This window comes from Pinisolibacter sp. DMC100, from assembly GCF_056313705.1.
The window spans coordinates 915,511-929,157 of sequence record NZ_JBQUZT010000002.1 but is presented as its reverse complement, the minus strand read 5'-3'; the positions used below and the strand labels follow the sequence as shown (position 1 = coordinate 929,157).

The following is a 13,647-nucleotide window of genomic DNA, read 5'->3' as shown; positions in this document are numbered from 1 at the left end:
GGCAGGTCGTCGCCATCGACCCGGCGGAACTGGACGCCATCCTCGAAGCGGATTCGCGCCCCGCCTGACGGCGCGTCGATCGGAGGCTCCGTTGCGTTACCTCGGCAGACTACACGGCCACGGCGTCGTGTCGGCGGACGGACGGGACATCGCCCGGGCCTCCTACGACATCGACGGCTTCGCCGTCGGACCACACGTCGTCATCGGCAGCGGCGAGATCCGCTCCAGCGCCGCCGGCCTCGGGCGCGCCTTCGGGCGCCGCGGCATCCGGCTGCGCACCGACGACGGCCGCCTTCTCGATCTGCGGTTCTCGGAAAAGACCCTGCGCGAAGACAGCGTCGCCGCCCATGTCGACGTCGCCGGCGATCTGCCGACCTCGTTCGAGGGCTGGCACGGCGCGGTCGCGCCCTCCATCACCACCCCGCAGCCGCCGGCCAGACGCCCGGCGCGCTGACGCCTCTGCGACGCGCGTGTCGACGTCGCCCATCCCCCCGAACACGACCGATCCCGACCGCGCCGTTCCCACGGCGCGGATCGTCGTCGTGTCCGCGCACCATCCGCGGTGACGGCGGCGCGATCGGCGCGTCCGCCGCTTCACGAGGTTCCCATGGCGACCACCAGGACGTGGTGCCCCGGGGCGAGGTCGACATGGACGGCGCCGTCGTCGCCGAGGACCATCGCGGTGCCGTCGAGGGTGACCTCCCCGATCACGCGCGTCCGCACGCCGACGGGCTTTTCGACGCGCAGGTCGATCCGCGACGCGCCGATCGTCACCGTGGCGGCGAAGCCGGGCCATGCGGCGGGAAGGCAGGGGGCGACGACGAGGGTCTCGCCGGCGCGGCGGATGCCGAGGATGCCCTCGACGCCGGCGCGGTACATCCAGCCCGCGGCGCCGGTGTACCAGGTCCAGCCGCCGCGACCGACGTGTGGTGCCACCGAATAGACGTCGGCGGCGACGACATAGGGCTCGACCGCGTATCGCTCGACCGCCTCGGGCGTCAGGGCATGGGCGACCGGGTTGAGGAGCGCGAACAGGCGATGGGCGCGATCGCCGTCGCCGAGCGCGGCATGGGCCAGGATCGCCCACATGGCGGCATGGCTGTATTGGCCGCCGTTCTCGCGCAGACCCGGCGGATAGCCGCGGATGTAGCCGGGATCGTGCGTCGTCGCGTCGAAGGGCGGCGTGAAGAGCAGGGCGAGGCCGTCGTCCTCCCGCACCAGAAGCCGATCGAGCGACTCCATCGCCGTCGCCGCGCGGCGCGGATCGGCGGCCCCCGACAAGACCGCCCAGGACTGGGCGATGGAATCGATCCGGCACTCGTCGCTCGCCGCCGAACCGAGCCAGGTGCCGTCGTCGTAGGTCGCCCGGCGATACCAGGCGCCGTCCCAGGCCTCCGCCTCGACGCGGGCCCGCAGCAGCGCGGCATGGTCGCGCCAACGCGCCGCGCGGACGGGGTCGCGGGCGTCGGCGAAGGGCACGAACTGTGCGAGGGTCTTCAGCAGGAACCAGGCGAGCCAGACGCTCTCGCCCTGGCCGCCTTCGCCGACCCGATTCATGCCGTCGTTCCAGTCGCCCGTGCCGATCAGCGGCAGGCCGTGGACACCGGAGAGTTCGATGCAGCGGTCGAGGCCGAGGGCGCAGTGCTCGTAGAGCGTCGCGCATTCGTCGGCGATCATCGGCTGGAAATAGGCGTCGTGGTCGCCGGGGCCGAGGCGCGGGCCGGTGAGAAAAGGCACGACCTCGTCGAGGATGGCGACGTCGCCCGAGGTGGCGACATAGGTGGCGACGGCATGGCCGAGCCAGACCCGGTCGTCGGAGATCCGCGTCCTGACGCCGATGCCGGTGCCCGGCATCCACCAGTGCTGGAAGTCGCCCTCGACGAACTGACGCCCGGCGGCGCGCAGCAGATGCCGGCGGGTCTCGGCCGGCAGCGCCGTCGACAGTGCCATGCCGTCCTGCAGCTGGTCGCGGAACCCGTAGGCACCGCTCGCCTGATAGAAGGCGGAACGCGCCAGGATGCGGCAGGCGAGCGTCTGATGGAGCAGACGACCGTTGAGCATCACGTCCATCGCCCGGTCGGGGGTCGAGACCCGCACCGTGCCGAGCAGCGCCCGCCAATGCGCCGAAACCTCGGCGAAGGCGGCGTCGAGATCGGCGGTGCGCCAATGCGCGATCAGGCTCCGCGCCTCCTCGATGGTGCGGCACTCGCCGAGGAAGGACACCACCTCGACCGTCTCGCCGGGGGCGAGATCGACCGTGCGCTGGAGCGCGGCGCAGGGGTCGAAGCCGGCGCCGGCGCGACCGCCGAGAGGGGAGCGCCCGAGGAAGGCGACCGGTGCCGCGGGCGAGCCGTTGCGGCCGAGGAACTCGGTACGGTCGCAGGTCCAGGCGGTCTGGCGGCCGGCGAGGTCGGCGAAGGCGACGCGACCCGAGAAGCCGAGGCTCCAGGGATTGCGCGCGACGAGGAACCCGGTCTCCGCATCGATCGCGGTGGTGACGAAGGGGGCGGAGGCGCCTCGGCGTGTGCCCAGCACCCATTCGGCATAGGCGGTGACCGACAGTCGGCGCGGTCGCGACGTCAGATTGCGCAGGACGAGCCGCGAGATCTTGATCGGTCCGGCGATCGGCACGAACTGCGTCAGCACGAGCGCGATGCCGTGGGCGTCGTGCTCGAAGCGGCTGTAGCCGAAGCCGTGGCGGGCGACATAGGTGCCGCCGTCGCGGATCGGCTGGGCCGTCGGGCTCCACAACTCGCCGGTCGCCTCGTCGCGGACGTAGAAGGCCTCGCCGGGAGGGTCGACGACCGGGTCGTTCGACCACTGGGTGATCTGGTTCTCGCGGCTGTTCTCGCTCCAGGTGTAGCCGCAGCCCTCGGTCGAGACCTGGAAGCCGAAGTCGGGATTGGCGACGACGTTGACCCAGGGGGCCGGCGTGGTGCGATCGTCGTCGAGGATGGTGACGTATTCGCGGCCGTCGTCGGCGAAGCCGCCGAGACCATTGAAGAACTCGAGGTACGGGCGCGCATCCTCCGGCATCCGGGCGAGCGACAGCGACGACCGGCGCGCCCTGCGGATCGGCGCCGTCGCGGCGGGGAACGACGCCGTCGCGCGGGCGAGCTGATCGGCGAAGGGCCCACGTCGGGCGATCAGCACCACCCGGGCGACGGATTCGATCAGGGCGCGCGCCTCGACGCTCATCATGTCGGCCCTGAGGGCATGGACGGTGCCCCGCGCCGGTTCGTCGCCGTGCCTCGGACGCGACTGGCTGGAGCGCAGCGCCGTCTCGATCGCGGCCTGGAGGTCCTGCACGTAGGAGGGCGCATGCTCGTTGACGATCACCAGATCGACCGCGAGCCGCTTCATCCGCCAATATTCGTGGGCGCGCAGCAACTGCAGGACACAGGGCAAGTCCTCGACGTCGTCGATGCGCATGAGGACGATCGGAAGATCCCCGGAGATCGCGTGTGGCCACAGGCCCGACTGCGGACCGGCTCCGCGGACGATGGCGTCCGAGGAGGCCCGGAAGCGGGGATCGGCATAGAGGATCGGCGCCGCGAGGCGCTGGAAGTCGGCCGCCTCGACCGGATCGATGTCGAGATGGCGCAGCTGGACCTGGGCCTGGGTCCAGGCGAGCGTCTTGGCGCGATCGAAGGCGCTGCGGTCGTGATGGGTGTCGACGAGGGCCAGGACCTCGTCCCGCGACGCCGCCACCACCGTCCAGAAGGCGACGCGGGTCGGTTTTCCGGCCGGGACCTTCACCCGGCGGCGCAGCGCGAAGATCGGGTCGAGCACCGTGCCGACCGTGCCGGAGAGCGGCAGGCCGTCGACCAGCACGGCGCTCGCGGCGATCGGCCGGCTGCGGCCACGGAAGCGGGCGCGGTCGGTCTCCCATTGCGGTTCGGCGACGGTCTCGCCCTCGACGACGGCGAAATGGGCGGCCCACACCGGCGTCTCGTCGGGCGTGCGGCGACGGCGGGTCGCCAGCAGGGCACCGAATTCCGGCAGATACTCCGTCTCGACGAACATCTTGGCGAAGGCGGGATGCGCCGCGTCGGCGGCGACGCCGGCCAGCACCAGCTCGGCGTAGGAGGTGAGCTCGATCTCGCGGGTTCGCCGGCCGGTGTTGGTCAGCGAGAGGCGGCGGACCTCGCCGTCGTCCTCGCCGGAGACCAGCACCTCCAGGGTGGTGGTGAGCGAGCCGTCGCGGTGGACGTAGTCGGCGTGATCCTCGCCGAACACCACCTCGTCGCCGCCGGTCGCGCCGCCGAGGAGACCGGCGGTCGCCGACCAGACCCGACCGTTGGCGGTGTCGCGCAGGAAGACGAAGGCGCCGTCGGCGTCGCGGGTGGCGTCCTCGCTCCAGCGTGTCACGGCGATGTCCTGCCAGCGGCTGTAGCCGCCGCCGGTGGCGGTCGCCATCACCGCGTAGCGGCCGTTCGACAGGAGGTGGGTGATCGGCGGACCGACGTTCGGCGCATCGATGCGCCGCACCGTCAGGCCCCGCGCCACCCCGGCGCCGGCGACGGCCTTCATCTCCTCGGCGCGCGGACGGGCGGTGGCGACGTCGCGCGGCATCCGCTCCTGCAGCAGCAGTTCGCAGGCCCGGATCATCGGCTCGCGATGGAACCGCGACCGCATCCGGCCACCCTGCAGGGCATTGGCGATCGCGACGATGGTCATGCCCTGGTGATGCGACATGTAGGAGCGGACGATCACCACCGCCGTCTCGTCGGGCAGACGGGACGGCGTGAAGTCGAGCGCCTCGTAGAAACCGTGGCGGCCGGCGCCGCCGATGGTGGCGAGGTGGTCGAAGTTGCGGCGGGCGCCGTGCGGGTCGACCATGGTGGCGAGCCCGGTGGCATAGGGCGCGATCACCAGGTTCTGCGCCAGACCGCGCTTCAGGCCGAGGCCGGGCACGCCGAAGCTCGAATATTGATAGGTCAGTTCGAGATCGCGGGCGCTGTAGGCGGATTCCGAGATCCCCCAGGGAATCCCCTGGGCCCGGCCGTAGGCCTCCTGGCGTTCGACCACCAGCCGATTGGTCTGCTCGAGCAGGCTGCCGCTCGGCGCGCGCATCACCAGCGACGGCATCAGGTACTCGAACATCGACCCCGACCACGAGATCAGCGCCGAACCGACACCCAGCGGGGTCGCCGAGCGACCGAGACGGAACCAGTGACGGGTCTCGACGTCGCCCTTGGCGACTGCGAAGAGGCTGGCGAGCCGCGCCTCGGAGGCGAGCAGGTCGTAACAGTTGGGATCGAGGCTGTTGTCGTCGACCGAGAAACCGATCGACAGGAGCTTGCGTTCGGGATCGAGCAGGAAGGCGAAGTCCATCGCCGTCGCCATCGCCCGAGCCGTCGCCGCCACGGCCGTCAGACGATCGGCGAGCGTCGGAAACGCCGTGCGATCGTGGTCGTGGGCCGTGATCGCGCGGAGGAGCGTCTCCGACCAGAACGCCGCGTCGGCGTGGTCGTCGCCGACGGGTGCGAGATCGCGGGCGAGATCGACGAGCTTGCCGGCGAGCCGCGCCAGGGCGGGCAGCAGCGTCTCGATCGCGCGACCGCCGTTCAACTCCGTTTCGATCTCGTCCGTCTGGGTGACGAAGGCGCGGCGTCGATCGCCCCGCACCGAGGACGGCAGATCGGCGGCGCGGCGGATCAGGGCGAGGATGTCGATCAGGCCGGTTCGGATCTCGGGCGAGGCGGTGTCGTCGAGCCATTCTTCGCAGGCATTGGCCACGACGATCAGGTGGCCGGCGAGATTGCCGCTGTCGACGCTGGAGACATAGGCCGGCGGCAGCACGCGCAGGTCGCGGATGTCGTACCAGTTGTAGAAATGGCCGTTGTGGGTGGGAAGCCGGGCCATGGCGGCGAGCGTGGCCTCGAGCCGTTCGACCGTTTCCGTGGTGCCGGCCCAGCCGAAGTCGCGGGCGGCGATCGCCGAGAGCAGATAGAGCCCGAAATTGGTCGGCGAGGTGCGGTAGGCCACCACCGGTTCGGGGTCTTCCTGGAAATTGTCGGGCGGAAGCCAGTTGCCTTCCGCCGTGACGAAGGTGACGAAGAAGCGCCAGGTCGAAAGGGCGATCAGACGGAGATGCCGCGTGTCGTCGGGCGTGGCGGCACGATCGCGGTCGGTGGTCGGCGACCGGCTCATCCACGGCGCCAGAGCCGGGGCGACGAACCAGGCCAGCGCGAAGGGCGCGGCGACGAACCAGGACGACGGTTCGATCGCCACCGCGACGGCGGCGAGACCGAGGCCGACGACGGCTCCTCCTGCCATTCGGCGGTAGGCGTCGACGACGCCGGGACGCGAACCGGCGTGGGACTGGGCGGCCGTCGTCCATTCGAGCAGATGACGACGGGTCCGATGGAGGCGGTGGAGGGTGCGAACGACGGCATCGCCCATGCTCCAGGCGCGATCGGCGAGGAACGTGACCGAGAGCAGCGTCCGAGCGATCGCCAGCTCGAGATCGCCGAGGAGTGCGCGGACGTGATTGCCGAGGCGAATGCCGCTCCGGCGCGGCACCAGCGCCTGGAGGACGGGCACGAAGGCCGGAATCGCCATCCCGACGATCACGGCCAGGGTGGCGCGCAGCGCCGCAGGACCCGGCAGCATCCAGGCGACGGCGAGCGTCGCCAGGGTGAGCGGCGCGACGAGCGAGCGGCGGAGGTTGTCGATCATCTTCCAGCGACCGACGGACGGCACGGCCAGCGGTCCGCGGGTGGTGCCGAAGATCCACGGCAGCAGCTGCCAGTCTCCGCGCGTCCAGCGATGCTGGCGCTTGGCGGCGACGTCGTAGCGGGAGGGATATTCCTCCACCACCTCGATGTCGGAGGCGAGCCCGGCGCGGGTGAAGACGCCTTCGAACAGGTCGTGGCTGAGCATCGTGTCGTCGGGCACGCGGCCTTCGAGTGCCGCCTCGAAGGCATCGACGTCGTAGATGCCCTTGCCGGTGTAGGAGCCTTCGCCGAAGAGGTCCTGATAGACGTCGGACACCGCGGCGGCGTAGGGGTCCATGCCGCCGGGGCCGGAGAACACCCGCTGATGGACGGATCCCTCGTGACCGACCGGCAGCGACGGGGTGACGCGCGGCTGCAGGATGCCGTAGCCCTCGACGACCCGGCGGGCGACCGGATCGAACCGGGCCCGATTGAGCGGGTGGGCCATCTTGCCGATCAGCCGGATCACCGCGTCGCGCGGCAGACGGGTGTCGGCGTCGAGGGTGACGACGAAGCGCACGCCGGTCGGCACCGAAGGCCCGCCGTCGGGGCGCGGCACGTGGGTCGTGTCGGTCGCACCGCGCAACAGCCGGTTCAACTCGTGCAGCTTGCCGCGCTTGCGCTCCCAACCCATCCACACGCCTTCGCTCGCGTCGAAGACACGGCGGCGATGCAGCAGCAGGAAGCGGTCGCCGCTCGGCGCCGGGCCGTGACGCCGATTGAGGGCGTCGATCGCGGCGCGCGCCGTCTCGAGCAGGGCCTCGTCGCCGTCGACCGTCTCGGTCGCGGCATCGAGCCCGTCGGTGAGGAGCGCGAAGGCGAGATCGCCGCCGGCCCCCGAGAGATGATGGATCTCCAACCGCTCGATCTGTTCGAGGAGATCGGCCTCGCCGGTCAGCAGCGTCGGCACCACCACCAGGGTGCGCAGCGGCGTCGGCACCCCGTCGGCGAGTTCGAGACCGGGCAGGGCGACCGGGCCGAAGCTCCAGACGACGGCGCGATCGACCAGTGCGGTCGCCGCTTCGCCCGCGGGGAGGAAGCCGATCACCCCCAGGGCGACCAGCCAGCCGATGCCGAGGCCGGGCGCGGCCGATGCGACGGCCCACAGGGCCACCGCCAGCAGCGCCAGCGTGACGATCACCGAGGCGCCGATGTAGCCGCCGATGCCGAGCGCGGCGTCCAGCCGGTTCAGCCGCAGGCTCAGCGGCGGACGGAAACGCAGGCGCTGCTCCAGGGCTCGGCGACCGCGGGCGACGAGGTGATGACCGGGGTCGCCGCAGCGCTCGGCCTCGCCCGGATCGCCGGCCTCGGCGGCGGCGGCGCGAGCCGCGCGCAGGGCGTGTTCGGCCACGTCGAGTTCACTGTGCGGCGAGCGGCGAGCCAGTTGCTCGACGGCGTTGCGGTAGAGGTTGCGGGTGGCGAAGTCCATGTCGGCGAAGGCGCTCTCGGCGCGCAGGCGCTCGTCGACGAGGCTGACGCTCTCGAACAGGTCGGCCCAGTCGATGTCCGAGATCAGCCGCATCGAGGTGATGACGTTGCGCGCCGAGACGTTGGAGGCGCCCTGGCGTTGCTGGGCGCGCTGGACCACGTCGGCGACCGAGGTGTCCTGGCAACCGAGCCGTTCCTCGAGCCAGCCGAGGGCCGGCGTCACCCGCGGATCGAGATCGCGCAGCCGCTTGGCCAGCTGACCGGCGAAGACGTCGGAGAGCGGACCCGGCGACCGCGCCGCGATGTCGGCCTCGAGCGCCGAACGCGTGTCCCCGGCCTTGGCCAGACGATCGGCCAGCGCGTCGGCATCGGCGCGTTCGATCAGCCCCGATCCGATCTGGTCGCTCAGTCGCCGCAGGTTCTCGATCAGCACGACGCGCAGGGTGATGGCGATCGCCCACAACTCGCCGATGGTGAGCGGTTGGACCTTCTGATAGGCGACGACGAAGCGGCGCAGCGTCTCGGGATCGAAGTGGCTGTCGGTGTGGGTGACGAAGGCCCAGGCCATGCCGAAGACGCGCGGATAGCCGGCGAAGGGGCCGTCCGCCAGCTTGGGCAACTGCCGATAGTAGCCGGGTGGCAGGTCGTCGCGGATCTCGCGGATCTGTTCTTCGACGACATGGTAGTTGTCGAGCAGCCATTCCGCCGCCGGCACGACGTCGCGACCCTTCTCGATCTCGGCCGCGTTCGTCCGATAGGCGGCGAGGAGCACGGCGGCATTGTCGTCGAGGCGGGCGTGCAGCGGCAGCACTCGCGGCGGCCGATCGGTGATCGACTGGGCGCTCGCCAGGCTCGCCGCGTGTTGTTCCAGGCGCTCGATGCCGAAGATCTCGCCGCGGATCGGGAACGTCTGATCCCAGGGCGCGGCGGGGGCACGCCGCATGAAGGAGAGGCCGGAGAAGCTCATCGTCGTCGCCACGGGCAAACCGATCGTTCGACCGGCGCCGGCATGGTTGCCGGTGCCGTGGAGAGGGGCAGGCGAGGTTCCTGCCCGACGCCGTCGCCGGGCGGGGGGCCCGGCGACGGACGCGGCCGGTCGTCGGCCGGGTCAGCGATAGCGGCAGACGCGTCCGTCGAGAGCGGTGCTGAAATAGCAGGAGCGGGCGCGATGGTGGGGTCGGGTGGCATCCGCCACCACGGCGCCGACCGCGGCACCTGCGACACCGCCGACGAGCGCGCCGCCGACGCTGTTGGTGGCGGCACCGCCGATGACGGCGCCACCGAGGCCGCCGATGCCGGCGCCTTCGGCCATGCGGGTGTCGCGGGCGTTGGCACAGGCCCCCAGCGTGAGGATCAGCGCGACGGGCAGAAGGAGCTTTCTCGTGATGGCGATCATGACCGCTCGTCCTTTCGAGAGGTTGGAAGACCCGTCGGCTCGGGGCGTGCCGCGGCGACGAAGTCGAAGGCTGGCCCGGCGGTGTGCGGGTCGGTCGGAGGCGACGGCCGCATCGGCCGCGATCGGCTCTCGGGCGGAGGGGTGTTCCGATCGTGGCCGTGGGCGGTTCGGCCGGGTCGATTGCGCCGGAGCCGTGCGGGGGGATCGCGAACACCGGTCAGGTGGATCGCAGTCGTCGTCCGAGGTTGGGGGACGAGGGGCGTCTCACACCGCTTCCGTCGGAACGGCCGGCTGCGACCCGACGGGATTCTCGCCGACGATCCCGCCGCCGCACAGGGTCGGAATCTACTCATTTCGCGACCGGGCGGGGAACGTGCCGGACGTCGCGCCGGGAGGCGGTGTCGCCCCGGTGTCAGCTCGTGACGGCGACGTCGACGGTCATGCCGAGGAGGTCGTCGGGCACGCCCTGGAAACTGCCCGATACCGGCACGGCGTTGCGGATGTCGCGGACGACCGCGACCGGGATCAGGTCGGCCCCACCGAAGCTGCGGTTGGTCGGATCGAAGGTGATCCAGCCGGCGCCCGGCACGTAGACCTCGGCCCAGGCATGGGTCGAGCCGCCGCCGTACGAGCCGATCGCGGTGCGGCTCGGGTCGTGGAGATAGCCCGAGACGATCCGCGCGCCGAAACCGAGCGTGCGGACCGCCTCGGCGAAGAGCACGGCGAAGTCGCGGCACGAGCCCCAGCCGCGATCGAGCGTCTCGATCGGCGTCTGCGTACCCTCCATGTCGCGCGACTGGTAGGAGATCCAGGCGGAGACACCGGCGCCGATGTCCTTCAGCAGTGCCAGTGTGTCGGTCGACGGACCGCGCACGAAGGCCTGGACCCAGGACCGCAGCCGGCCGTTCGGGTCGGCATACTGCGGCGTCGAAAGCATCCCGAGATCGGCCCATTCGCCGTCGCCGTAGCGGAACGGGAAACGCGCCGCCGAAGGGTCGATCGGAAAGATCGGCCAGGCGGCGACGTCGAGTCCGACCCGCGCCAGGCTGTCGATCACCAGGATGTTCGACGTCTCGGCGAAGGTGGCGGTGGCGACGGCATTGCCGAAGACGTCGTGCGACCAGGTCAGCGTGGACGACGGCGTCGTCACCAGACTGAGCGACACCAGCCGCAGTTCACGGCTCTCGCGCGGGCGCAACTGCAGCCGATGCGGCCAGAGTTCGACCGGGCGCCGGTAGCGATAGGTGGTGACGTGGCGGATCTCGAGGTCGATCACCGGCTGCTCCTGTTCTCGCCTCGGCCGGCGGCTGCTCGGGATCGACGTGGCGCCGAACCGTCCCTTCGACCCGATGGTCGGCGGGATGTCGGCGATGCGATCATAACCGATCCGGGCGCGCACGCCGTCCGGAATCGGCGATCGCTCGCCGAGGCGGCATTCGACCATGGGCGCGCCATTCCACGGATGCGTTTCCCGCCGAAAGAGCGGAAACTCTCGCCGTATCCGTTCCGCGGAAGGCGCAGATGACCGACGCAGGACCGCAATCCCCCCGTCTCGACGGGCTGAGCGACGAAGAGGCCGCGCGTCGTGCGGCCTCGGAAGGGTTCAACGAATTGCCCCGGGCGATGCGGCGGACGCCGCTGCGCATCGTGTTCGAGGTGCTGCGCGAACCGATGTTGCTGCTGCTGATCTGCGGCGGTTGCGTCTATCTGCTGCTCGGCGACACCACGGAAGCCCTCGTCCTGCTCGCCTTCGCCACGCTCTCCGTGGTGATCACCGTGGTCCAGGAGAGCCGTACCGAGCGCGTGCTCGAGGCGCTGCGCGATCTGACCAGCCCGCGCGCCCTGGTGATCCGGGCGGGCCGGCAGCGGCGCATCGCCGGGCGCGAGGTGGTGCGCGGCGACCTCGTCGTACTCGTCGAGGGCGACCGTGTCCCGGCCGACGCCGTCCTGATCCGATGCCACGATCTCCAGACCGACGAGTCGCTGCTGACCGGCGAATCCGTTCCCGTCGACAAGCGGGTCGGCGACGCGTCCGAGCGCACGGCGGCGGTGCGCCCCGGCGGAGAAGCCTTCGCCCACGTCTTCTCCGGAACCCTGGTGGTGCGCGGAACCGGCCTCGCCGAAGTCACGGCGACCGGTCCGCTGAGCGAGATCGGCCGGATCGGTCAGTCGCTGCGATCTCTGGAGACCGAGGCGCCGCGTCTCCAGGTCCAGACCGGGCGGCTGGTGCGGTTCTTCGCTCTCGTCGGCGGTGGCGTCACCGCGCTGGTGGTCGTCCTCTGGGGGACCCTGCGCGGCGGCTGGCTCGACGGCCTGCTCGCCGGCATCGCCCTCGGCATGTCGATGTTGCCGGAAGAGTTTCCCCTGGTTCTGACCGTCTTCATGGCGATGGGGGCGTGGCGGATCTCGCAGGCCCGCGTCCTCACCCGCCGCGCCGCGGCGATCGAGACTCTCGGGTCGGCGACCGTCCTGTGCACCGACAAGACCGGCACCCTGACCGAGAACCGCATGTCGATCGCCGCGCTGTGTCTCGCCGACGGCCGGACCGCGCGCGCCGACGACGACCTCTCCGAGGCCTTTCGCACCCTGGTCGTGGTCGGCGCCCGCGCCTGCGCCGAGGTGTCGACCGATCCGATGGAGAGGGCCTTCCACGATCTCGTGCGGGCCCGGACATCGCCGCCCGGGGCCGCTGCGGCCTCGACGCGCCTCGTTCGGACCTACGGCCTGCGCCCCGATCTCCTCGCCATGACCAACGTCCGGGCGGCGAGCGCGGAAGGCACACCGGCCGAGGCCGCCGCCAAGGGCGCTCCGGAGGCGATCGCCGAACTCTGCCGGCTCGACGCGGCCGCGCGCACCGCGCTGCGGGCGACCGCCGATGCCATGGCGGCGCGAGGACTGCGGGTTCTCGCCGTCGCCCGCGCCGCGGCGCACGAACCTCTCCCCGAGGACCAGAGCGGCTTCGCCTTCGAACTCCTCGGCCTGGTCGGCCTCGCCGATGCCCTGCGCGCCGGCGTGCCCGATGCGATCGCCCAGTGCCGATCCGCCGGCATCGCCGTGAAGATGATCACCGGCGACTATCCGGCGACCGCGCGGGCCATCGCCGCGCAGGCCGGGATCGACGTCGGCGACGTCGTCACCGGTGGCGATCTCGACGCTCTCGACGATGCGGCTCTGTCCGTGCGGACGAAGACGGCGACGGTCTTCGCCCGCATCATGCCGGAGCAGAAGCTGCGGATCGTCACCGCGCTCGCGGCAGACGGCGAGATCGTCGCCATGACCGGCGACGGGGTCAACGACGCGCCGTCGCTGAAGGCCGCGCACATCGGCATCGCCATGGGCGGGCGCGGCAGCGACGTCGCCCGCGAGGCCGCCTCGATCGTCCTCCTCGACGACGACTTCGGCTCGATCGTCGCGGCGGTGCGGCTCGGCCGGCGGATCTACGACAATCTGGTCAAGGCGATGGGCTTCATCCTCGCCGTCCACGTGCCGATCGCCGGACTGGCGCTGCTGCCGCTGGTCTTCGGATTGCCGATCCTCTTCGGGCCGGTCCACGTCGCCTTTCTGGAGATGGTGATCGATCCCGTCTGTTCGCTGGTGTTCGAGGCGGAGATCGAGGAGGACGACGTCATGGCCCGGCCGCCGCGCGATCCGGACCGACCGCTGTTCTCGCGCAGCCTGGTGCTCTGGGGCCTGTTCCAGGGGGCGATGAGCTTCGCGCTGGTGGCCGCGATCTATCTCCTCGCCCTGCGGCGCGGCATGCCGGTCGACGAGGTGCGGGCGCTGACGTTCTTCTCGCTGGTCTTCGTCGTCGTCGGCCTGATCCTGGTCGGCCGGTCCTTCAGCGCGTCGATCTTCACCGCGTTGCGGCGACCGAACCGGACACTCGTCGTCGTGCTCGCGGCCGTCGCGGCGATGCTGACGCTGACGCTCGGTTGGCCGACCACGCGCGAACTCTTCCGCTTCGGCCCGCTGCACCTCGACGATCTCGCCGTGACGGTCGGTGCGGGCGTCGCCCTGTTGGTCGTCCTCGAGCTGGTGAAACCTCTGGCCCGCGCCCGGCCATCCCCACCCCGGCCGGGGGCCTGCAGCCATGCGTAAAAC

5 protein-coding genes are annotated in these 13,647 nt (G+C 71.3%); 2 read left to right on the top strand and 3 right to left on the bottom strand.

The window, feature by feature from the left end; translation table 11 throughout:
- Positions 1 to 91: 91 nt before the first annotated feature.
- Positions 92 to 454 carry a hypothetical protein gene (locus ACT541_RS13090; protein ID WP_476137510.1) on the top strand — a complete coding sequence of 121 codons (363 nt, stop codon included), beginning with the start codon at positions 92 to 94 and terminating at the stop codon, positions 452 to 454.
- A 140-nt stretch (positions 455 to 594) separates the two neighbouring features.
- Here the strand turns inward: ACT541_RS13090 and ACT541_RS13085 are convergent, their stop codons facing one another.
- The 3 genes from ACT541_RS13085 to ACT541_RS13075 all read right to left on the bottom strand — a co-directional run bounded on the left by ACT541_RS13085 (position 595) and on the right by ACT541_RS13075 (position 10,822).
- On the bottom strand, positions 595 to 9,117 hold the full coding sequence (locus tag ACT541_RS13085; RefSeq protein WP_476137529.1) for a GH36-type glycosyl hydrolase domain-containing protein: 8,523 nt from the start codon (positions 9,115 to 9,117) through the stop codon (positions 595 to 597).
- 141 nt (positions 9,118 to 9,258) lie between these two features.
- The gene (locus ACT541_RS13080; protein WP_476137509.1) at positions 9,259 to 9,546 is read right to left on the bottom strand and encodes a hypothetical protein; all 288 of its coding nucleotides are present in this window, start codon (positions 9,544 to 9,546) and stop codon (positions 9,259 to 9,261) included.
- Between the two features lie 412 nt (positions 9,547 to 9,958).
- Entirely contained in the window at positions 9,959 to 10,822 is an 864-nt protein-coding gene (locus tag ACT541_RS13075; RefSeq protein WP_476137508.1) for a transglutaminase family protein, read from the bottom strand.
- Positions 10,823 to 11,067: 245 nt separating this feature from the next.
- On the opposite strand from ACT541_RS13075, the gene ACT541_RS13070 reads away from it, so the two are divergent.
- Positions 11,068 to 13,644, top strand: a complete 2,577-nt coding sequence (locus ACT541_RS13070; protein WP_476137507.1) for a cation-translocating P-type ATPase — start codon at positions 11,068 to 11,070, stop codon at positions 13,642 to 13,644.
- Positions 13,645 to 13,647: the final 3 nt, after the last annotated feature.